Origin of the sequence: Methylobacterium sp. 17Sr1-1, assembly GCF_003173775.1 — a bacterium.
GTDB lineage: Bacteria > Pseudomonadota > Alphaproteobacteria > Rhizobiales > Beijerinckiaceae > Methylobacterium.
Genome location: NZ_CP029552.1, coordinates 794581 through 814617, shown reverse-complemented (window position 1 = coordinate 814617; position 20037 = coordinate 794581). Strand labels below are relative to the sequence as shown.

21 protein-coding genes are annotated in these 20037 nt (G+C 70.4%); 7 read left to right on the top strand and 14 right to left on the bottom strand.

All coding sequences use genetic code 11. From position 1 onward, the window contains the following. Positions 1 to 102 precede the first annotated feature (102 nt). The 5 genes from rpoZ to DK412_RS29950 all read left to right on the top strand — a co-directional run bounded on the left by rpoZ (position 103) and on the right by DK412_RS29950 (position 4988). On the top strand, positions 103 to 513 hold the full coding sequence (gene rpoZ / locus DK412_RS03730) for a DNA-directed RNA polymerase subunit omega (protein WP_093568334.1): 411 nt from the start codon (positions 103 to 105) through the stop codon (positions 511 to 513). A gap of 315 nt (positions 514 to 828) precedes the next feature. Next, on the top strand, positions 829 to 3072 hold the full coding sequence (locus tag DK412_RS03725; protein ID WP_109970854.1) for a bifunctional (p)ppGpp synthetase/guanosine-3',5'-bis(diphosphate) 3'-pyrophosphohydrolase: 2244 nt from the start codon (positions 829 to 831) through the stop codon (positions 3070 to 3072). Positions 3073 to 3262: 190 nt separating this feature from the next. Next, entirely contained in the window at positions 3263 to 3853 is a 591-nt protein-coding gene (gene pyrE, locus DK412_RS03720) for an orotate phosphoribosyltransferase (RefSeq protein ID WP_109970853.1), read from the top strand. A 214-nt stretch (positions 3854 to 4067) separates the two neighbouring features. Continuing rightward, positions 4068 to 4736 (top strand): NYN domain-containing protein, encoded by a 669-nt coding sequence (locus DK412_RS03715; RefSeq protein ID WP_109970852.1) that lies wholly within the window; start codon positions 4068 to 4070, stop codon positions 4734 to 4736. Between the two features lie 90 nt (positions 4737 to 4826). After that, positions 4827 to 4988, top strand: coding sequence for a hypothetical protein (locus DK412_RS29950; protein ID WP_162596084.1), 162 nt, complete (start codon positions 4827 to 4829; stop codon positions 4986 to 4988). A 248-nt stretch (positions 4989 to 5236) separates the two neighbouring features. Here DK412_RS29950 and DK412_RS03710 read toward each other — a convergent pair whose 3' ends face one another. The 6 genes from DK412_RS03710 to DK412_RS03685 form a co-directional block, all read right to left on the bottom strand. Beyond that, on the bottom strand, positions 5237 to 6160 hold the full coding sequence (locus tag DK412_RS03710; RefSeq protein ID WP_109970851.1) for an NAD-dependent epimerase/dehydratase family protein: 924 nt from the start codon (positions 6158 to 6160) through the stop codon (positions 5237 to 5239). After that, the gene (locus tag DK412_RS03705; protein ID WP_109970850.1) at positions 6157 to 7155 is read right to left on the bottom strand and encodes a glycosyl transferase; all 999 of its coding nucleotides are present in this window, start codon (positions 7153 to 7155) and stop codon (positions 6157 to 6159) included. Before DK412_RS03705 ends, DK412_RS03710 begins: the two co-directional genes overlap by 4 nt. A 194-nt stretch (positions 7156 to 7349) precedes the next feature. Then, the gene (locus DK412_RS03700; protein WP_109970849.1) at positions 7350 to 8225 is read right to left on the bottom strand and encodes a bifunctional helix-turn-helix transcriptional regulator/GNAT family N-acetyltransferase; all 876 of its coding nucleotides are present in this window, start codon (positions 8223 to 8225) and stop codon (positions 7350 to 7352) included. 123 nt (positions 8226 to 8348) lie between these two features. Then, entirely contained in the window at positions 8349 to 9152 is an 804-nt protein-coding gene (locus DK412_RS03695; RefSeq protein WP_109970848.1) for a Bax inhibitor-1/YccA family protein, read from the bottom strand. 226 nt (positions 9153 to 9378) lie between these two features. Continuing rightward, entirely contained in the window at positions 9379 to 11985 is a 2607-nt protein-coding gene (locus DK412_RS03690) for an FtsX-like permease family protein (RefSeq protein WP_109970847.1), read from the bottom strand. Positions 11986 to 11991: 6 nt separating this feature from the next. Then, positions 11992 to 12687 (bottom strand): ABC transporter ATP-binding protein, encoded by a 696-nt coding sequence (locus DK412_RS03685; protein ID WP_109970846.1) that lies wholly within the window; start codon positions 12685 to 12687, stop codon positions 11992 to 11994. Positions 12688 to 12860: 173 nt separating this feature from the next. On the opposite strand from DK412_RS03685, the gene DK412_RS03680 reads away from it, so the two are divergent. Both DK412_RS03680 and thpR read left to right on the top strand, forming a co-directional pair. Next, the gene (locus DK412_RS03680) at positions 12861 to 13460 is read left to right on the top strand and encodes an arylesterase (RefSeq protein WP_245447412.1); all 600 of its coding nucleotides are present in this window, start codon (positions 12861 to 12863) and stop codon (positions 13458 to 13460) included. 5 nt (positions 13461 to 13465) lie between these two features. Next, positions 13466 to 14017, top strand: a complete 552-nt coding sequence (gene thpR / locus DK412_RS03675; protein ID WP_109970844.1) for an RNA 2',3'-cyclic phosphodiesterase — start codon at positions 13466 to 13468, stop codon at positions 14015 to 14017. Between the two features lie 446 nt (positions 14018 to 14463). Here thpR and coaA read toward each other — a convergent pair whose 3' ends face one another. From coaA to hisB, 8 genes are all read right to left on the bottom strand, one after another. Then, positions 14464 to 15486 (bottom strand): type I pantothenate kinase, encoded by a 1023-nt coding sequence (gene coaA, locus DK412_RS03670; protein WP_109975041.1) that lies wholly within the window; start codon positions 15484 to 15486, stop codon positions 14464 to 14466. 11 nt (positions 15487 to 15497) lie between these two features. Beyond that, the gene (locus DK412_RS03665) at positions 15498 to 15821 is read right to left on the bottom strand and encodes a phosphoribosyl-ATP diphosphatase (protein WP_109970843.1); all 324 of its coding nucleotides are present in this window, start codon (positions 15819 to 15821) and stop codon (positions 15498 to 15500) included. Between the two features lie 98 nt (positions 15822 to 15919). Beyond that, the gene (hisF, locus tag DK412_RS03660; RefSeq protein ID WP_109970842.1) at positions 15920 to 16702 is read right to left on the bottom strand and encodes an imidazole glycerol phosphate synthase subunit HisF; all 783 of its coding nucleotides are present in this window, start codon (positions 16700 to 16702) and stop codon (positions 15920 to 15922) included. A gap of 11 nt (positions 16703 to 16713) precedes the next feature. Then, complete coding sequence (locus DK412_RS03655; protein ID WP_245447411.1) at positions 16714 to 17202, bottom strand: DUF29 domain-containing protein; 489 nt, start codon at positions 17200 to 17202, stop codon at positions 16714 to 16716. Between the two features lie 60 nt (positions 17203 to 17262). Then, positions 17263 to 18024, bottom strand: coding sequence for a 1-(5-phosphoribosyl)-5-[(5-phosphoribosylamino)methylideneamino]imidazole-4-carboxamide isomerase (gene hisA / locus DK412_RS03650; RefSeq protein ID WP_109970840.1), 762 nt, complete (start codon positions 18022 to 18024; stop codon positions 17263 to 17265). Between the two features lie 46 nt (positions 18025 to 18070). Then, a complete protein-coding gene (gene hisH / locus DK412_RS03645) occupies positions 18071 to 18730 on the bottom strand; it encodes an imidazole glycerol phosphate synthase subunit HisH (RefSeq protein WP_109970839.1) in 660 nt (219 codons plus the stop codon). A gap of 64 nt (positions 18731 to 18794) precedes the next feature. After that, a complete protein-coding gene (locus DK412_RS03640; protein WP_109970838.1) occupies positions 18795 to 19286 on the bottom strand; it encodes a DUF2628 domain-containing protein in 492 nt (163 codons plus the stop codon). Between the two features lie 39 nt (positions 19287 to 19325). Then, positions 19326 to 19928, bottom strand: coding sequence for an imidazoleglycerol-phosphate dehydratase HisB (hisB, locus tag DK412_RS03635; protein WP_109970837.1), 603 nt, complete (start codon positions 19926 to 19928; stop codon positions 19326 to 19328). Positions 19929 to 20037: the final 109 nt, after the last annotated feature.

Below are 20037 nucleotides of genomic sequence, written 5' to 3'. Positions count from 1 at the left end.
GCGGGGCACGCGTGCCACCACCGCGTGCTTGTTGCAAAACGGCATCTCGTGTAGGGAGGCGGCTACTCCGAGATTTTCGTTTGACCAAGGAAGGGGTCGCGCATGGCTCGCGTCACCGTTGAGGACTGCATCGACAAGGTCGAGAACCGCTTCGAGCTGGTGCTGCTGGCCGGCCATCGCGCCCGCCTGCTCTCCTCCGGCGCCCCGCTCACCATCGACCGCGACCGCGACAAGAACCCGGTCGTGGCCCTGCGCGAGATCGCCGACGAGACCATCACGCCGGACGACCTCAAGGAGCAGCTGATCCACTCGCTGCAAAAGTACGTCGAGGTCGACGAGCCGGAGGCCGAGACGGTGCCGCTGCTCTCCAGCTCGCCCGCCGCCGCCGCGGTGGCGCCGCAAGGCTCGGGCGACGGCGACGACATCACGTTCGACCGGATGAGCGAGGAGGACCTGCTGCGCGGCCTCGAGAACCTCGCGCCTCCGACCGAGACCGAAGAGGAAGGCGACTGAGCCGTCCCGGGAGGGCGGCCGCGCCCTCCCCCAGGATCCAATCTCAGGATCCAATCCGATCCGAATCCGGTCGCGAGACCGGCGAGACCCGGCCGCGAGGCCGGGTTTTTTCGTCGCCTTTTTCGCGATGCGGCATGGAAGCGGCGCTGCCGCGGCGTTTAGGGGCTGGCGCGGCCGCCCGTTCGGCTCGATATTGGCGATCGGACCTCCACAAGCGTCGTCGGCGTTCAGCGCAACCGGATCCTTTCGGCACGCCGCGACGCCCCCGCGCCGGCCGCGAGCCGGCAATTTCGTGCGCAAGGAGACCAACGGCGGATGATGCGCCAGTACGAGCTCGTCGAGCGGGTCAAGGCCTACAATCCCGGCGCCGACGAGGGGCTGCTGAACCGGGCCTACGTCTACGCGATGCGGGCGCACGGCACGCAGAAGCGCGCCTCGGGGGATCCCTTCTTCGCCCATCCGCTCGAGGTGGCAGCCATCCTCACGGATCTTCGGCTCGACGACGCCACCATCGTGGCGGCGGTGCTGCACGACACCGTCGAGGACACCGCCGCGACGCTCGACGAGATCAACCGGGTCTTCACCCCCGAGATCGGCAAGCTCGTCGACGGGCTGACCAAGATCAAGCGCCTGGACCTCGTCTCGAAGCGCGCGGCGCAGGGCGAGAATTTCCGCAAGCTCCTGCTCGCGATCGCCGCCGACGTGCGGGTGCTGCTCGTCAAGCTCGCCGACCGGCTGCACAACATGCGCACCCTGCAGCACATGCCGGCGGAGAAGCGCGCCCGCATCGCCCAGGAGACCCTCGACATCTACGCGCCGCTCGCGAGCCGCATGGGCATGCAGGAGCTGCGCGAGGAGCTGGAGGACCTCTCCTTCGTCAACCTCAAGCCCGACGTCTACGCCACGATCGCCAAGCGCCTCTCCGACCTCTCGGCCAAGTCCGAGCGGCTGGTCGAGAGCATCGAGCGCGACCTCGTCGCCAAGCTGGCGCATGCCGGCATCGCCGCCACCGTCAAGGGGCGGCAGAAGCGGCCCTACTCGATCTGGAGCAAGATGGAGCGCAAGTCGGTCGCGTTCGAGCAGCTCTCCGACATCTTCGGCTTCCGGGTGATCGTCGACGAGGTCGACACCTGCTACCGCGCCCTCGGCGTCGTCCACACCACCTGGCCGATGGTGCCGGGGCGCTACAAGGACTACATCTCGACCCCGAAGCAGAACGATTACCGGTCGATCCACACCACCGTGATCGGGCCGAAGAGCCAGCGCGTCGAGCTCCAGATCCGCACCACCGAGATGGACGAGATCGGCGAGTACGGCATCGCCGCCCACGCGCTCTACAAGGACGGCGCGCCGCACCTCGCCACCGAGAGCGGCGCCTACCAGTGGCTGCGCCGGACCATCGAGCTCCTGGCCGAGGGCGACAGCCCGGAGGAATTCCTGGAGCACACCAAGCTCGAGCTGTTCCAGGACCAGGTCTTCTGCTTCACCCCGAAGGGCCGGCTGATCGCCCTGCCCCGCGGCGCGACGCCGATCGACTTCGCCTACGCGGTCCATACCGACGTCGGCAACACCGCGGTCGGGGCCAAGATCAACGGCCGCATCGCCCCGCTGCTGACCGAGCTGCAGAACGGCGACGAGGTCGAGATCGCCCGGGCCGACGGCCAGATCCCGCCGGCGGCCTGGGAATCCCTCGTCGTTACCGGCAAGGCCCGCGCCGCGATCCGGCGGGCCACCCGCTCGGCGGTGCGCCGGCAATATGCGGGACTCGGCCGCCAGATCCTCGACCGCGCCTTCGAACGCGCCGGCAAGAACTTCTCCGACGAGAAGCTGCGCGGCGCCCTCCCGCGGCTGGCTCGACAATCCACCGAGGACGTGTTCGCGGCGGTGGGACGGGGCGAGATGTTCTCCGGCGACGTCGTGAAGGCGGTCTATCCCGACTACAAGGACGAGCGCCGGGGTGCCGCCGCGAGCCAGGCCGGCCCGGGCCAGCCCCGGCCGCACGTCAACGGCGCCGGGCGCCTGTCCCTCGACAAGGACCAGACGGTGCGCCTGACCTGGCCGGGCAAGGCTCCCGCCAAGGAGGGCGCCGCCAACGGGGCGGAGGAGGGCGCGATCCCGATCCGCGGCCTCGACCGCGACCTCCTGGTGCGCTTCGCGCCCGACGGCGGCGCGGTGCCGGGCGACCGGATCGTCGGCATCCTGACGCCGGGCGAGGGCGTGACCATCTACCCGATCCAGTCGCCGGCGCTCGCCGCCTTCGACAACGAGCCCGACCGCTGGCTCGACGTGCGCTGGGACGTGGACGGCGCCTCGAACCAGCGCTTCCCCGCGCGGCTGGCCCTGCAATCGATCAACGAGCCCGGCAGCTTCGCCCAGATCGCCCAGGTGATCGCCGATCACGACGGCAACATCGACAACATCTCGATGAAGCGCCGGACACAGGACTTCACCGACGTCACCATCGACCTGGCGGTCTGGGACCTGAAGCACCTCAACGCCATCGTGTCGGAGCTGCGGGCCAAGCGCGTGGTGAGCCGGGTCGACCGGGTGAACGGATAGCCGGGTGACCGGACAGGATTGCACCGGGGCAGGCAGGCTGCCACAAGCCCCGGCTCAGTGACGCTCTAGAGCACCTCCCAACCGCGTTGCGATCGGGAAGTGCTCTAGGTCTTTGATTGTGCCGCATTTTCCGCGACGAACCGGTATCCACTTCGTCGGAAAATGCTCCAGACGACCACCGAAGGGTGCCATGACCTCCGACGACGTCCTCGCCGAATTCCGCTCCGCCGGCGCCCTGCTGGAGGGCCATTTCGTGCTCTCCTCCGGGCTGCACAGCGCGGTGTTCCTGCAGAAGATGGCGATCTTCACCGATCCGGTGCGCACCGCGCGGGTCTGCGCCGCTCTGGCCGAGCGGATTACCGACCGCTACGGCCGGGTCGACTACGTCGTCTCGCCGGCGGTCGGCGGCATCGTGCCGGGCTACGAGACCGCCCGGGCGCTGGGCGCCAAGGCGATCTTCGTCGAGCGCGACCCCGGCAAGCCCTTCACCCTGCGCCGCGGCTTCCAGATCCCGAAGGGCGCCCGCGCGGTGATGGTCGAGGACATCGTCACCACCGGCCTGTCCTCGCGCGAGTGCCTGGCGGCCCTGACGGAGGAGCCCGGCGAGGTGGTGGGCGCGGCTTGCCTGATCGACCGCTCCGGCGGCAAGGCCGATCTCGGTCTGCCGCTCGTCGCCCTCGTCACCCTCGACATTCCGAACTACCCGGCCGACCAGCTGCCGCCGGAACTCGCCGCGATCCCCGCGGTGAAGCCCGGCAGCCGTGCCCTGCCGGGCGCCTGACGCCCCCGATCCATCCCCATCGCGCTGCCGCGCCGCCGCTTGACAGGCGTGGCGGCGCATACTTAGCTGCGACCATTGCGTTCGCCATGCGGTGTGCGGCACCCGCGCTGATTGCCCCCACCTGGATACTCTGGGGGCAGTTGCTTTGCTCATGGCGACTTTTTTCGCAAGTGATTCTTCCCGTGCGGCCGTACTGCACGTCCAAGGATAAATGATGCCCAATCCTTCCCGCAGCGCCCTGTTCATCGACGGCGCCAACATCTACGCCACCACCAAGGCCCTCGGCTTCGACATAGATTATCGCAAGCTTCTCGCCGATTTCCGTGCCCGCGAGAACCTCGTCCGCGCCTTCTATTACACGGCCCTTGTCGAGGATCAGGAATATTCCTCGATCCGTCCGCTGATCGACTGGCTCGATTACAACGGCTACCGCGTCGTGACCAAGCCGGTGAAGGAATTCACCGACTCGACCGGCCGCCGCAAGATCAAGGGCAACATGGACATCGAGCTGACGATCGATGCCATGGAGCTCAGCCCCTATATCGACCACATGGTGCTGTTCTCCGGCGACGGCGATTTCCGGCCGCTGGTGGCGGCGATGCAGCGCCGCGGCGTGCGGGTGACCGTGGTCTCGACGGTGCAGACCCAGCCGCCGATGGTCGCCGACGAGCTGCGGCGCCAAGCCGACGACTTCGTCGACATCGTGCAGCTGATCCCGCGCATCGGCCGCGACCAGGGCGACCGCCCCGCCCGCCCGCCCCGCTCCTTCGGGCCGGAAGGGTCGCGCGACGCGGCGCCGCGCGATCCGGCGCCGCGCGCCACCGTCAACCTCGAGAATCGCTACGGCATCCGCCAGCCCGACGAGGACGACGCCGAGGATTGATCCCGCCGCGGGCGATCGATCCTCTCTCACGGCGGCCGATCGGCCGCCGTGATCCGGTCGCGGCATGGGTCCTGATCGGAGGGGCGAGCCGTGGCGGATGAGCGGGCGACCGAGGACCGGCACGAGAACGACCCGGTGGACAAGGACCGGTTTCCCTGGTGGGACCTGCCGGACCTCGTCGAGATGATCGCGGGGGTCGCGCGCGGGATCTGGAGTCTCGGCGCGCTGATCGTCGGCCTGTTCCGAAATTAGATCATTTTCTAGCGAAGGGGATACTGCGCCCCTCCCCCTTTCCCGGACGACTGGAGCGTCAGCGGAAGGAGATCCGGGATCCAGCATGAGAAGTGCCGCGAAGCGGCACCGAATGCTGCAACGTTGTAGATACAAATACGCTTCGCGACTTTCTGCGCTGGATCCCGGATCTCCTTCCACTTCGTTTCAGTCGTCCGGGAATGGGGAGGAAGCGCAGAATCCATTTCGCTCGGAAATGCTCGAGATCATCAGCCGCCGGCCCGGGCCAGGGCCTCGAGGCCGCTGCGGGTCTCGACCGGCGCGGTCCATCCCAGCGCCTCCAGCCCCGCCGCACGGGCGACGAGTGACCCGCTCAGGCGCTCGCGCAACTCGCCCCGCCCGGTCAGCGCCAGGACCGCAGCGAGGAGGCCCTGCGGCACCGGCACCAGGCCCGACCGGCGGCCGAGACCGGCGCGTAGGGCCGCGATCATCTCCGGCACCCGCAGGGGCTCGGCCTCGGCCACGATCAGCGGCCGGCGCAAGGGGCCGGGCGCCCGCAGGACCGCGTCGACCGCATCGCTCAGGGATTCGACCGAGACCAGGGAGCGCCGTCCGGCGAGACTCCCGAGCGGGAGCGGGTACGGAGCGGCGGCGAGCCGCATCAGCGCCGCCATGTTGCCCTTCTGGCCCGGCCCGTAGACCAGCACCGGCCGCAGCGAGACGTGATCGATGTCGATCTCCGCCAGCGCCTCCTCGGCGGCGAGCTTCGAGCGGCCGTAGGCGTCGGTCGGGGCCGGGGCGTCGGCCTCGGTGAGGGTGCCGGCGGCGGAGGGGCCGGATTGGGCCCGGATCGAGGACAGGAACACGAAGCGGCGTACCCGGGCCCTCGCTGCCGCCTGGGCGAGGCCGCGCGTCGCCTCGGTGTTGAAGGTCCGGTAATCGTCCTCCGGCGCGCCCGACATCGCGTGGGCGAGGCCGGCCGAGTGCACCACGGCGTCGGCGCCCGCGAGGGCCGCCGCCATGTTCTGCGGCCGGGCGATGTCGCCCACCACCGCGCCGCTGATGCCCGGCGGCAAGTCCACCGGCCGGCGCAGCAGCACCCGCACCCGATAGCCCCGGGCGGCCAGGGCCGCCAGGAGGTGGCGGCCGATGAAGCCGGTCGAGCCGGTGAGGGCGACGAGGGGAGCGGTCATGCGGCGGCGTTCCGGATGGCGGGCAGGGCGAAGAGCCGGAGCAGGCCGGCGACGAGCCCAGCGCCCAGCGCCAGGGCGAGGAGGGCCATCGTCCAGCCCGGCAGCATCAGGGTCACGGCGGCGAGGAGCGCCAGGGCGAGGTTGAGGACGAGGACCGCCCCGACCACGAAGGGCACGGAGCGGCCGTTGGTCGTGGCGCGCTGGTAGAAATGGCTGCGATGCGCCTGCCAGACCGGCTCGCCGGCGAGCGCCCGGCGGCCGAGGGTCAGGGTCGCGTCGGCGAGGTAGTAGAGCGGCAGCAGGATCGCGGCGGCGAGCCCGCCCTCGCCGGCGAGCCGGTAGAGCAGCCAGGCGACGACCAGCCCGACCGGCAGCGAGCCGACATCGCCGAGGAAGAGCTTCGCCACCGGCCGGTTGAATGGGGCGAAGCCGAGAAGTCCGCCGAGGAGCGCCGCTGCCACAAGGGTCGCGTCCTCGGCCAAGCGGCCGGCGAGGCCGAAGGCCAGGAGCGCGCCGAGCACCGGCACCATCTCGGCCACCGTCATCCAGTCGAGCCCATCCATGAAATTCGTGAGGTTGACGAACCACAGCCCGGCCAGGACCGCGAGACCGCGCTCGAGCCAGAGCGGGAGGCCGGGCACCAACTGCCCGCCCGCGGCGGTGAGAACCAGCACCACGCAGGCCGCCTGGAGGGGCAGACGCACTCTCACGGACAAGGGCCGGAGGTCGTCGACGGCGCCGACAACGCCCAGGACGACCGTCCCCCCCGCGAGCGCCGCGACCTCGGCTCCGGGCACGCCTCCCAGCAGAACCATCACGGCCAGCGCCGCCGCCACCACCGCGATGCCGCCGCCCTGCGGGGTCGGAATCCGGTGGCTGGAGCGGGCATTCGGCCGCGCAAGGGCGTAGCGCTGGAGCAGCGGCCGCAACGCCAGGATCAGTCCGGACGACAGGAGAGCGGCGAGGGGAACGGCGACGAGAGGGCTGAGCGGCATGCGGTGATGGGGATGGGAGTGGCGCCCACCCCTACCCTACCGGCTCCGATGCGGCCAGACGGCGCGATGGTGCGCGGCGCTGAACTCGAGCGGCCTCCGGTGGAGCCGCGCAAACAAGGGTTGAGCGCTACTTCCCTCTCCCGTGTGAGGGGGGATCCCGCGCTTGATCGAGATCAGGAAGATCGACCACTATGTTATAACCGCTTCTCAAAGAAAAAGTCCGGGTACGGATCGTCGTTGAAGCGGTCGATCTCGACCCAGCCGGTGCGGCGGTAGAGCTGGAGCGCCTCGGTCAGCGCGCTGTTCGAATCGAGGCGCAGGGTCGTGATGCCGAGCTCCCGCGCCGCCGCCTCGGCGGCCTCCATCAGGCGGCGGGCGAGGCCGAGGCCGCGGGCGGAGGGGCAGACCCAGAGGCGCTTGATCTCGGCGGTCTCCCCGCCCTTGCCCTTCAGGCCGACGCAACCGATCGGCAGTCCGTCCGACAGGGCGACCAGGAAGACGCCGCGCGGGCGCATCATGTCGCCCGCCTCCGGGTCGCGGGAGAGGGAGACGTCGAAGCCGGTGGCGAGCCGGCGCCCCAGCTCGGCGTAATATTCGGTCAGGCAATGGAGAGCCGCCTCGGAGCGCGGGTCGGTCTCCTCGACCGCGATCCGCTCGCGACCGAGCGCCGTGGCGACGAGGTCCATGGCGCGCAACAGCTCGTCGCCCTTCGGGAAGCGGGCGAGCAGCGCCTCCGCCCGGTCGTTCGACAGAGCCTCGTAGGCCGCGAATTCCCGCCGACCGGCCTCGGTCAGAGCGGCGACCCGGCGGCGGGCATCGTCCGGATGCGGCAGCGTGACGACCAGCCCCTCCTCCTCCAGGCCGCGCAGGAGCCGGCTCATCAGGCCGGAATCGAGACCGAGATAGTCGCGGATGGCGCCCACCTCGCCGCGTCCATGGCCGATGGCGTTGAGCACCCGGGCGGTGCCGAGCGGCCGCCCGCGGCCGAGGAACGAGGTGTCGAGGGCGCCGACCTCGGCGGTCACGGCCCGGTTGAAGCGGCGGATGCGGCTGATGGCGTCGGTCGGCATCTCTCTGACTTAAGTCAGAGAGATCGCATCGTCAACGGGAGCGTTCAACGCAAGAAGCCCCGGCCGCAGGGCCGGGGCTTCCCGATCGTCGGTCCGGGGCGGCGGTACGCCGACCCGAAGGTCTTAGTTGTTCCGGTTGCCCATCAGCGAGAGCAGGAACTGGAACATGTTGATGAAGTCGAGGTAGAGCGTCAGGGCGCCGACCACCGACACCTTGGCGGCGGTCTCGCCGTCGAAGTTGCCGTAGAGGTACATCTCCTTGAGCTTCTGCGTGTCGTACGCGGTCAGGCCGGCGAAGATCAGCACGCCGATGACCGAGATCGCGAATTGCAGGGCGCTCGAGGCCAGGAAGATGTTCACCAGGCTGGCGATGACGAGGCCGATCAGGCCCATCACCAGGAACGAGCCGATGCCCGACAGGCTCCGGGTCGTGGTGTAGCCGTAGAGGCTGAGGCCGCCGAAGGCCGCCGCCGTGATGAAGAACACCTGGACCACGCTCGCGCCGGTGTAGCGGAGCAGCAGCGTCGAGAGCGACGCACCCATCACCGCCGCGAAGGCGAAGAAGGTGGTGCGGGCCGACGCGGCCGACATCCGGTCCATCCGGAACGAGAAGAGAAAGATGAAGGCGAGCGGCGCGAGCGCGATCACCCACATCAAGGGCGTGGCGTAGAGCGTGCGGCCGAAGCTGGTCAGCGGGATCGAGCCGATCCGCGCTACGGCATCCGCCTGCGACGACGCCACCGCGAGCTTGTTGATGCCGATGGCCACCAGCCCGGAGATGCCGAGGCCGATGATCATGTTGTTGTAGACGCCGAGCATGAACGCGCGCAGGCCCTGGTCGACCTGGACCTGGCTCTGGGCGTAGCCGGTGGGGCCGCCGAAGCCGTTCGCGTTACCCTGCCGGAACGGGCTGTTCTCGAATGCCATGGGAGTTTCCTTCGGAAGCTCTCTAGCGTGGATGTTCCTGGTGCGAGGCTCTCACGCGACCCTCGGACGCTTGACGCGTCGGATCGGCGTCCGGCCCCTCGCGGGTCCGCTCGCCTTGACCGGAATATGTGAGCCTCGACCGGCCTGCACAAGGGCGGTGCCGGGGCGTTAACCGGCCCGGACCCGCCAAATACGAGGGTCCCTACGCCGCAGGGATATTTTCGGATTAAGACCCCGCGAGATTTCGTAGGTACTGCGCCGGCTTCTGCCCGAGGATCCGCCACGTGCCGGCGAGCCCGAGCCCGACCGCCACGACGACCGCCAGCAGCGCGGCGAGCAGCCCCCCCGACAGGTCGAGGGCGAAGTCGAGATGCATGACCTTGGTGAGGATCACCCAGCCCGCCAGCGTCCCGGCGACGAGGCCGAAGAGTGCAGTGGCGAGTCCGAGCGCACCGTACTCCATCGTGTAGGCCGCGAGCAGGCGCGCGCGCGTGGCGCCGAGCGTCTTGAGCACCACCGCGTCGTAGAGCCGGGCGCGATGGCCGGCGGCCAGCGCCCCGGCCAGCACGAACAGGCTGGTCGCCACCGCCACCGCGCTGGCGCCGCGGATGGCGAAGACGAGCTTGCCGACGAGGTCGTTGACCGCGTCGAGGGCGTCCTTCACCCGCACGCTGCTGACGGCCGGGAATTCCTTCGCGGCATCGCGCAGGATCCGGGCCTCGAGGGCGGCATCCGGTCCCTCGGGCAGGGTCAGCGTCGCGAGGTCGCTGTGCGGCGCCCCCCGGAAGGTACCGGGCGAGAAGACCATCACGAAGTTGATGCCGAGGTTGCGCCATTCGACGTGGCGCAGGTTGGCGATGGTGACGGTCAGGCTGCGCCCGAGCACGTTGACGGTGACTTGGTCGCCGACCTTGAGGTTGAGGCTGCGGGCGAGCTGGTCGTCGAAGGAGACGAGCGGCTTCTTCGCGTCATCGCCCTTCCACCACTGCCCGGCGGTGATCCGCGAGCCGTCGGGCAGGTCCTCGGCGTAGGTGATGCCGCGGTCGCCGTCGAGCACCCAGGCGGCGTCCTCGCCGGCCTTGATCTGCGCCGCCGGCACGCCGTTGAGCGCCGTGATCCGCCCGCGCATCATCGGCACCCGCTCGATCTTGCCCCGCGGCGCCGCGCGCCCGAGGAACTGGTCGAAGGCCGCCGAGTCGCGGCTCGGGATATCGAGGAAGAACAGGCTGGGCGCCTTCGCCGGCAGCGAGCGGGTCAGGGTCCGGGTGATGTTGGCGTCGATCAGGCTCAGGGTGACGAGGAGCGTGATGCCGAGGCCGAGCGACAGCACGATCGAGGGCGTCAGTGCGCCGGGCCGGTGGAGGTTCGCCAGCGCCAGCCGCGGCGCGGCGCTGGCCGGACGCGGCAGGCGGCGTGCCAGCGCCATCAGCCCGAAGGCGACGAGGCGCAGGAGCCCGAAGGCGAGGCCGGCCGCGACGATGAAGATCAACGCCACCCCGCGGTCGTAGGCGGTCGTCAGCGCGAGGGCGAGGAGGCCGGCCAGGGCGAGGCCGAGGACGCCGAGGTAGCGCAGCCGCGGCCAGCGCCGGTCGGGATCGACGGTGTCGCGAAACAGCCCCGAGACCGCGACGTCGTGGGCGCGCCCGAGCGGGCCGATCGCAAAGGCGAGCGCCGTCAGCACGCCGTAGAGGGCGGCGATCACGAGCTCGCCCGGGGCCAGGGTGGGGTTGAGCGGCAGCGGCAGCAGCGCCCCGAACGCCGCATCGAGGGCGAAGGGCAGCACGGCGCCGACGACGAGGCCGCCGAGAATGCCGATCCCGGCGATCAGCATCACCTGCGTCAGGTAGATGCCGACCACCTGGCCGCCCGGGGCGCCGAGGCTCTTGAGGGTCGCGATCGAGGCGCGCTTGCGCTCGACGAAGGCCCGCACCGCGTTGGCGACCCCGACGCCGCCGACGAGGAGCGCGGTGAGACCGACGAGGGTCAGGAACTGGGTGAAGCGCTCGATGCTGCGGGCGAAGCGCGGATCGGCGTTGAGCCGCGAGCGGATCTCCCATCCGGCCTCCGGCAGGGCGCTCCGGGCCTCGGTCATCGCCCGCTCCACCGCCGCGTCGTCGCCGGTCGGCAGCGTCACCCGGTAGACGAAGCGGTTGAGGCTGCCGGGCTGGACGAGGCCGGTGGCCCTGAGCGCGTCGAGCGACACCATCAGGCGCGGCCCGAAGCCGATGCCGCCGGCGATCTTGTCCGGCTCGGCGACCAGCACCGTGCGCAGCACGATCTCGGCCCCGCCGACGGTGAGGCGGTCGCCGATCTTGAGGTCGAGCCGGGCGAGGAGAGCCGAATCGGCGGCCGCACCGTAGACGCCGTCGCGGGCTGAAAAGATCTCGGCGGGCGGCATCGGCGGCTCGGTCGTCAGGGCGCCGACCGCAGGATAATCGGGCCCGACCGCCTTCAGCTCGACCAGAGCCGCGCCTTTCTCGCCGGCCGAGGCCATGGCGCGGGTGAAACCCACCGCCGAGACGCGGCCGCGCGCCTCCAGGAAGGCTTTTTCCTGCGGGCTCGCCTCGCGATGGACCAGCCCGAAGGTGACGTCGCCGCCGAGGATTCTTCGCCCCTCGCGGGCGAGCCCGTCGGAGAGCGAGCGCGACAGCGAGGCGACGCCCGCGATGGTGGCGACCCCGATGGCGATGCAGGCCAGCAGCACCGTGAAGCCGCGCAGCCCCCCGCGCAGCTCGCGCAGCGCGAGGCGCAGGGTGAGCGGCAGGCGCGAGGGTCGGCCGGGAGTCCCGCCGGGGAGTTTGGCGCCGGGGATCTTGGGAAGGCTGCCGTGCATGGGAGGTTACGCGCTCACCGTCGTGTCGATCAGCCCCGAGCGCAGCCGCACCGTGCGGTCGCACAGGCGGGCGAGGCCGGGATCGTGGGTGACCAGGACCAGCGTGGCGCCGCGGTCGCGCTTGAGGGAGAACAGCAGGTCGACGATCTGCGCGCCGGTCGCCTCGTCGAGGTTGCCGGTCGGCTCGTCGGCCACCAGGATCGCCGGCTCCGGCGCCACCGCCCGGGCGATGGCGACGCGCTGCTGCTCGCCGCCCGACAGCTGCGCCGGATAATGGTTCAGGCGGTGCCCGAGGCCGACCGCCTCCAGTTCCCGCGCCGCCCGGCCATGGGCATCGGGCGCGTCCGCCAGTTCGAGCGGCAGTGCCACGTTCTCGAGCGCCGTCATGGTCGGGACGAGGTGGAAGGACTGGAACACGATGCCGATGCGCCGGCCGCGGAACCGCGCCAGCGCATCCTCGTCGAGCCCGGCGAGATCGGTGCCCTCGACCACGACCCGCCCGGAATCCGGCCGCTCCAGCCCCGCCATGGTCATCAGCAGGGTCGACTTGCCCGAGCCCGAGGGACCGACGAGGCCGACCGCCTCGCCCGGGGCGACGGCGAGAGAGATGCCCTTGAGGATATGGACCCGGGCTGCGCCGCGGCCGAGGCTGAGATCGACGCCCTCGAGCGCGATCGCCGGTCCGGTGGCCTTGTCGGTCATGGGGGAAGAACCGATCTTGAAGCGCGGCGACCGCTCGGGCCGCCGCCGGAGGTTGAGTGTTGGGACGGACCTACGCAGGACAGGCGGCCCGCCGGCCCGATATGGGCCGCGCATCGATGCTTCGCCATGATGGCCGCCGCGCGGCGCTCGCATTTCTCATCGTTTCGCTGGTAATGACGCTCGTGACGCCGCTCCGCGCCGAACCGCGCCCCTTGAACCTCGTCGCCCTCGGCGACAGCCTCACGGCGGGCTACGGCCTGCCGGCGGATGCCGCCTTCCCGGTCCAGCTCGAAGCCGCCCTGAAGGCGAAGGGCCAGGCCGTGACGGTCGCCAATGCGGGCGTCTCCGGCGATACCGCGACGGGCGGGCTCGACCGGGTCGAGTGGTCGGTGCCGGACGGGACCGATGGGGTGATCCTGGAACTCGGCGCCAACGACATGCTGCGCGGCACCGACCCGGCGGTGACCGAGAAGGCCCTCGACGCGATCGTCGCGAAGCTCAAGGCCCGCGGCATCCCGGTCCTGCTCGCCGGCATGCGGGCGGCGCCGAATCTCGGGCCGGACTACGTCAAGCGCTTCGACGCGATCTTCCCGCGGCTCGCCGAGCGCTACGGCCTGATCCTCTACCCGTTCTTCCTCGACGGCATCGCCGGCGACCGCGCCCTCAACCTCGCCGACGGCCTGCACCCGACCCGGGCCGGCGTGGCGCGGGTCGTCGCCGGCATCCTGCCGAGCGTCGAGGAGTTCCTGACGCGCCTGCGCAAGGGAGCCTGATCCGCATGCCGCGCCTGTTCACCGGGATCGAGGTCCCACCCGAGACCGGGCTGGCGCTCAGTACCTTCCGGGGCGGCCTGCCGGGCGCCCGCTGGGTCGAGCCCGCCGATTACCACGTGACCTTGCGCTTCATCGGCGACGTCGATGGCGGGCTCGCCGAGGAGATCACCGAGGCGCTGGCCGAGATCAGGCCTCGCCCGCCCCTGACTCTCGTCCTCGACGAACTGGCGGTGTTCGGTGGCGAGAAGCCGCACGCGCTCTTCGCCCGCGTCGTGCCGGACGACGACCTTGCCGATTTGCAGGCCGATCACGAGCGCATCCTGCGTCAGCTCGGTATCGCCCCCGACACGCGACGCTTCACGCCGCACGTCACCCTGGCCCGGCTCAAGCGCAATGCCGGCCCGGACGGGGTGGCACGGTACCTGGCCATGCAGCCTGTCTTCCCGCAGGTTTCGTTCACGGCGCACCGGGTCGCCCTGTACTCGGCGCGCGACTCGGTCGGCGGCGGGCCTTACGTGGTCGAGGCAGCCTATCCGCTAGCCGGGGACGAGGCGTGAGGGCGGCCGTGCCCTTCGAACGAGGGTGGATCTGCGAAAGGCAAGACGGCCAAAGGGGTGATGGCGGTATAGTCGAACTGGTATAGGATCGGCGGACTGCCCCTCGACGGGCACGCGCCCACGCCGGTCACCTCCACCTTCGAACTTGGCGTGGGCGCGTTCTTGTCGTGCCGGGAGTGGCCGCCTGTCGCACCTTGCCGGCGTACGGACAATTGCCCGCCTCGATCGGCCGGAACGCCTGGTCGCCGGGACTCGTCGCGAGCGGCTTGAGCAGGTCCCGCCCGCCCTTCGCTTCGGTCGGCGCCTTCACCTCCACCACGGATCGCGTTGCACCTCGTCCTGGCACCTCAGCGGTCATGGATCCCGGGTTCCGCTATGCGGCCCCGGGGTGACGCAGAGAATATCGATGCCGTCGGGATGATCTGTCCAGACGGTCGGACAGGTGCTCACAATCGCCGCAACGCCACGCTCTCGATGCGGTGGCTCGCACCCTTGGCGAGGATCAGGCTGGCGCGCTGGCGTGTCGGCACGATGTTGTCGCGCAGGTTCAGGAGATTGATGCGGTTCCACAGGCCGTCGGCGATGTTCAGCGCCTCGTCCTCGGAGATCTCCGCGTATTTACGGAAATACGAGAGCGGATCGCGGAAGGCGGTGTTGCGCAGGCGCAGGAAGCGGTTGACGTACCAGCGGTGCAGGTCGTCCTCGTGTGCGTCGAGATAGACCGAGAAGTCGAAGAAATCCGAGACGAAGGGAATCGCCGTGCCGTCCCGCGGCAGGCGGGCGGGCTGGAGCACGTTCAGCCCCTCGACGATCAGGATGTCGGGCCGGTCGACCACCGTATTCTCCCCCGGTACCACGTCGTAGACGAGGTGGGAGTAGAGCGGCGCCGCGACGTGGCGCTTGCCGGCCTTGATGTCGGCGAGGAAGCGCAGCAGCGTCGGGCTGTCGTAGCTTTCCGGAAAGCCCTTGCGCTCCATCAGGCCGAGGCGGTTCAGCTCGGCATTGGGGAGCAGGAACCCGTCGGTGGTGACGAGGTCGACCTTCGGGGTGTTGGGCCAACGGGCGAGCAGCGCCTTGAGCACCCGGGCGGTGGTCGACTTGCCGACCGCCACCGAGCCGGCGACCCCGATGATGTAGGGCACCTTCACCTCCCGCTCGGCGAGGAGGAAGCGCTGGGTCGCCTTGAACAGCCCCTGCGTCGCCGCGACGTAGAGCGAGAGCAGCCGCGACAGCGGCAGGTAGATCGCGATGACCTCCTCGAGCGAGATCGGGTCGTTCAGCGATTGCAGCCGCATCACGTCCTCGGCCGTGAGGGTGAGCGGCGTGTCGGCGCGCAGGTGGGCCCATTCCTCGCGGGAGAAGACCCGGTAGGGCGAGAGGTGGTCGGTCGCCTCGTCGAGGCTCGCCGCCAGCTGCGCCGCGCCGAGGGTCGGCGCCGGGCTCGCGCCGTTCGGGCCTGCCTCGGTCATGCTGGCGTCGGTCATGCGGGCCTCCTCGACGCCTTCTCGGCGATGCCGCTCTGGGCCGTGCGCCGCTCCAGCTCCGCCATCACCGCCTCCAACGGCACGTCGGCCGCCCGCAGCACCACCAGCAGGTGATAGAGCACGTCGGCGGCCTCCGCCGTCAGCCCGTCGCGGTCGCCCTGCACCGCGGCGATCACGGCCTCGACCGCCTCCTCTCCGAGCTTCTTCGCCGGACGCGCCGGCCCGCCTGCGACGAGCTTGGCGGTGTAGGATTCTTCCGGCGAGGCCGCAGCGCGCTCGCGGACGATGCGGTCGAGGTCGGCGAGGGTGAAGGTGGTCATGCGGCTGCCAAAAGGTATTTCCGGATGAACCCTGGGGCCGGCCGTGCCGGGCGGTCAAGCGCTGTTCGGCCGCATTTCCCGTAGTGATTGCCGATAGGTCAGGGCGTGGGGTCGAGCCGCATGGCGAGGCCCGCCGCCGCCATGTGGGCCTTGGCCTCCCCCACGGTGTGCTGGCCGAAATGGAAGATCGAGGCGGCCAGCACCGCGCTCGCGCCACCGTCGCGCACGCCGGCCACGAGGTCGTCGAGGCCGCCGACGCCGCCGGACGCGATCACCGGCACGTTGACCGCGTCGCTGATCGCCCGGGTGAGCCCGATATCGTAGCCCGAGCGCATGCCGTCGCGGTCCATCGAGGTGACGAGCAGCTCGCCGGCTCCCTTCGCCGCCACGAGGCGGGCGAAGTCGATCGCGTCGATCCCGGTCGGCTTCCGGCCGCCATGGGTGAAGATCTCCCAGCGGGGGGGCTCGCCATCCCCCGAGACCCGCTTGGCGTCGATCGCCACCACGATGCATTGCGCGCCGAACTTCTCCGCCGCCCGCGCCACCAGGTCCGGATCGTTCACCGCCGCGGTGTTGATCGAGACCTTGTCGGCCCCGGCCAGCAGCAGGGTGCGGATGTCCTCGACCTTGCGCACTCCGCCGCCGACGGTGAGCGGCATGAAGCAGGCCTCCGCCGTGCGGCTCACCGCGTCGAGCAGGATGCCCCGGTCCTCGTGGCTCGCCGTGATGTCGAGGAAGCAGAGCTCGTCGGCCCCGGCGCGGTCGTAGGCCTTGGCGGCCTCGACCGGGTCGCCGGCGTCGCGCAGCTCGAGGAACTGCACGCCCTTGACGACGCGGCCGTCCTTGACGTCGAGGCAGGGGATGATGCGGGTCTTGAGCACGGGGAGCTAGCTCACTCGTAGACGAACGGGCGCGTCATCGCCTCGTCGCGCGTGAAGGGGCAGTCAAGCGGAAAGGTCGCGGGAGCGAGCCCCGTCTCGTTGATGGCATTGAGCCGGGCTTGGAGGTAGGCGCGCTCGAAGGCTTCGTCGAGGCGCGATTTCAGGCTCGGGTTGTCCGCAATCGTCAGGTTCACATGCTTGCGATGCGTCGAGATCGAGACGGCCCAACTCGCGCTGCGATGGCTCGGCTGATACTGCCACTTCAGCATATGCAGCTGAACCAAAGCGTAGAAGCTGACGAGGCGGTTGAATTCCGAGCGGCCCAAGCTCTCGATCTCCTCGGCCAGGTTTTCACGGTCGAGGACTGACAGATTACCGGCGCGCAGAGCGGCAGCTTGCTCTATCGCCCAGCCGTAAATGTCGTCGGCATACGCCGTCATGGCTGGCGGGGGAGCCGGCCGTGCAGGAGCCGGCTTGGATTTACGGGTCGCGGCGGTCACGCTGTCTCACGCCTCTTCGGAAAGCCGTCTCGATCCTATCACGAGACGGCCTCATCCGCCTCAGCCGGCCTGCTGGCCCCTGCCCTGCGCGGCCTTCGCCCGCGCGATGGCGGCCAGCGCCTCCTTCGGGTCGATCCGGCCGTCGTAGAGGGCACGTCCCGTGATGGCGCCGGCGAGGCCCGCGCAATCCGGCTCCAGGATGCGGTGCACGTCCTCGATCGAGGCGAGGCCGCCCGACGCGATCACCGGGATCTTCACCGCCTGGGCGAGGCCCAGCGTCATCGGGATGTTGAGCCCCTTGAGGATGCCGTCGCGGGCGATGTCGGTGTAGATGATCGCCGCGACGCCGGCATCCTCGAAGCGGCGGCCGAGCTCCTCGGCCGTCACCGTCGAGGTCTTGGCCCAGCCCTCGACCGCGACGCGCCCGTCCTTCGCGTCGATGCCGACGGCGATCTTGCCGGGGAAGCGGCGGGCGGCCTCGCGCACGAAGGTCGGGTCCTTCACGGCGGCGGTGCCGATGATGACCCGGCTGACGCCCTTGGCGAGCCAGCCCTCGACGGTGCGCATCTCACGGATGCCGCCGCCGAGCTGCACCGGGATCGTCACGGCGGCGAGGATCGCGTCGACCGCCGCGGCGTTCATCGGCGCGCCCGCGAAGGCGCCGTCGAGATCGACCACGTGGAGCCAGGAGAACCCCTGCTCCTGGAACGTCCCGGCTTGCGCCGCCGGGTCGTCGCTGAACACGATGGCCTGCGCCATGTCGCCCTGCACGAGGCGGACGCAGCGCCCTTCCTTGAGATCGATGGCCGGAAACAGGATCACGCGTCGTCACCGCAAGGCTGGAGTTCGTGGAGGCGGTGGCGGGCCGTCAGGGCCGCCAGCGCAGGAAGTTGCCGATCAGCCGAAGCCCGAGGGTCTGGCTCTTCTCGGGGTGGAACTGGGTGCCCGCGATGGTGCCGCGGGCGACCATGGCGGTGACCGCCCCGCCGTAATCGGCGGTCGCCACCACGTCGCCGGGCTCGGCCGCCGCGAGGGCGTAGCTGTGCACGAAATAGGCGTGCAGCCCGTCCGGCCCGGTCGGGATGCCGTCGAGCAGGGGGTGGGCTGAGCGCTCCTGGAGCGTGTTCCAGCCCATATGCGGCACCTTCAGGCTCGGATCCGCCGGCGTGATCGGGGCGACGTCGCCCGGGATCCAGCCGAGGCCGGGGGTGATCTCGTATTCGAGGCCGCGGCTCGCCAGCAGCTGCATGCCGACGCAGATGCCGAGGAACGGGCGGCCGCGGCCATGGGCCACCTCGGTCATCGCCTCGACCATGCCGGAGACGGCATCCAGGCCGCGCCGGCAATCGGCATAGGCGCCGACGCCCGGCAGCACGACCCGGTCGGCCCCGGCGACGGTCTCCGGATCGGAGGTGACGACGATGCGGGCGCCGGTTCCGGTCTCGCGGGCGGCGCGCTCGAAGGCCTTGGCGGCCGAGTGCAGGTTGCCGGAGCCGTAATCGATGATGGCGACTGTGTCCGCGCTCAACGGAGATCCTCCCGGGTCGCGGGTCTTCGGGTCGACGGGGCGGCCGTCTGGGTGGTTGCGGCGCTCACCGGGACCCTTGCGCCTCCGGGAAGAAGCCGAGGGCCGGGCTCTCGGCGCGGGTATTCGCCGGGGTCGCCGGCCGGGGGGCGGTGGTGCCGAGGCGAGCGCCCTCCTCCCGCAGCCAGCGGGCGACGACCTTCACCTCGGCCTCCTTGGTGTCCGAGGCCGTCACCGCGTCGCGGATCGGGCGGCCGGTGCGGGCATAGGTCCAGCGCCGCAGCGACGAGGCCTCGAGCCCGATGAGCCACGACAGGAGCAGCGCGATCGCGAAGCCCGCCACCGGATGCAACCCCAGGACGAGGCCGGCGACCCAGACCACGACCTCGGCCGCCAGCACGACGAGGCCGGCGAGCCAGAGCCGGTGCCAGAAGAACCAGAGGGCGGAGAACCAGAAGGCCGGCCAGACGAAGGCGTCCGGCACCAGCTTGGCGCGGTCCAAGGCCTCCGGCTCGCCGGGATCGACCTCGTCGGGGACGTGCAGGGTGTAGGTGGTCATCCGGTTCCCCCCGGGATCCGTCGTTGCGGCATGAGGGCTTTAGAGCGAGCCTTTGGTCGATGGCACCCGGCCGCCCTCTCGGGGATCGACCTCGACGGCGTGCCGCAAGGCACGTGCCAGCCCCTTGTAGCAGCTCTCGGCGATATGGTGCTGGTTGTCGCCGTACAGCGTCTCGACGTGCAGCGTGATCCCGGCATTCATCGCGAAGGCCTGGAACCACTCGCGCACCAGCTCGGTGTCGAAGACGCCGATCTTCTCCCGGGCGAAGTCGGTGCGGAACACCAGGAACGGCCGACCGGAGATATCGACGGCGACCCGGGTCAGTGCCTCGTCCATGGGCAGATGCAGGTCGGCGTAGCGGCGGATGCCGCGCTTGTCGCCCAGCGCCTGGGCGAAGGCCTGGCCGAGCGCGATGCCGCAATCCTCGGTGGTATGGTGCTGGTCGACGTGAAGGTCGCCCGTCACCTTGATCTCGAGGTCGAACAGGGCGTGGCGGGCGAGCAGCTCCAGCATGTGGTCGAGGAAGCCAACTCCCGTCGCGATGCTGGCTTTGCCGGTGCCGTCGAGGGTGAGCGCGACGCTGACGTCGGTCTCGGCGGTGCGCCGGTCGACGCGGCCGGTGCGGAGGGAGGAATCGGTCATCGCCAGAACTGGTTGCCAACGGAAACGGGCTGCCTTGTTAAAAGGCAGTCCGCGGAAACGCCAGGGGAGATGCGGGCTTTGACCCCTGCACCATTGGGAGGGAGAATGG

Bases quoted from the DNA above. Each gene is read 5' to 3' on its own strand.
- rpoZ (WP_093568334.1), top strand. From the start codon at position 103: ATGGCTCGCGTCACCGTTGAGGACTGCATCGACAAGGTCGAGAACCGC.
- DK412_RS03725 (WP_109970854.1), top strand. From the start codon at position 829: ATGATGCGCCAGTACGAGCTCGTCGAGCGGGTCAAGGCCTACAATCCC.
- pyrE (WP_109970853.1), top strand. From the start codon at position 3,263: ATGACCTCCGACGACGTCCTCGCCGAATTCCGCTCCGCCGGCGCCCTG.
- DK412_RS03715 (WP_109970852.1), top strand. From the start codon at position 4,068: ATGCCCAATCCTTCCCGCAGCGCCCTGTTCATCGACGGCGCCAACATC.
- DK412_RS03710 (WP_109970851.1), bottom strand. From the start codon at position 6,160: ATGACCGCTCCCCTCGTCGCCCTCACCGGCTCGACCGGCTTCATCGGC.
- DK412_RS03705 (WP_109970850.1), bottom strand. From the start codon at position 7,155: ATGCCGCTCAGCCCTCTCGTCGCCGTTCCCCTCGCCGCTCTCCTGTCG.
- DK412_RS03700 (WP_109970849.1), bottom strand. From the start codon at position 8,225: ATGCCGACCGACGCCATCAGCCGCATCCGCCGCTTCAACCGGGCCGTG.
- DK412_RS03695 (WP_109970848.1), bottom strand. From the start codon at position 9,152: ATGGCATTCGAGAACAGCCCGTTCCGGCAGGGTAACGCGAACGGCTTC.
- DK412_RS03690 (WP_109970847.1), bottom strand. From the start codon at position 11,985: ATGCACGGCAGCCTTCCCAAGATCCCCGGCGCCAAACTCCCCGGCGGG.
- DK412_RS03685 (WP_109970846.1), bottom strand. From the start codon at position 12,687: ATGACCGACAAGGCCACCGGACCGGCGATCGCGCTCGAGGGCGTCGAT.
- DK412_RS03680 (WP_245447412.1), top strand. From the start codon at position 12,861: ATGACGCTCGTGACGCCGCTCCGCGCCGAACCGCGCCCCTTGAACCTC.
- thpR (WP_109970844.1), top strand. From the start codon at position 13,466: ATGCCGCGCCTGTTCACCGGGATCGAGGTCCCACCCGAGACCGGGCTG.
- coaA (WP_109975041.1), bottom strand. From the start codon at position 15,486: ATGACCGAGGCAGGCCCGAACGGCGCGAGCCCGGCGCCGACCCTCGGC.
- DK412_RS03665 (WP_109970843.1), bottom strand. From the start codon at position 15,821: ATGACCACCTTCACCCTCGCCGACCTCGACCGCATCGTCCGCGAGCGC.
- DK412_RS03640 (WP_109970838.1), bottom strand. From the start codon at position 19,286: ATGACCACCTACACCCTGCACGTCCCCGACGAGGTCGATCCCGGCGAG.
- hisB (WP_109970837.1), bottom strand. From the start codon at position 19,928: ATGACCGATTCCTCCCTCCGCACCGGCCGCGTCGACCGGCGCACCGCC.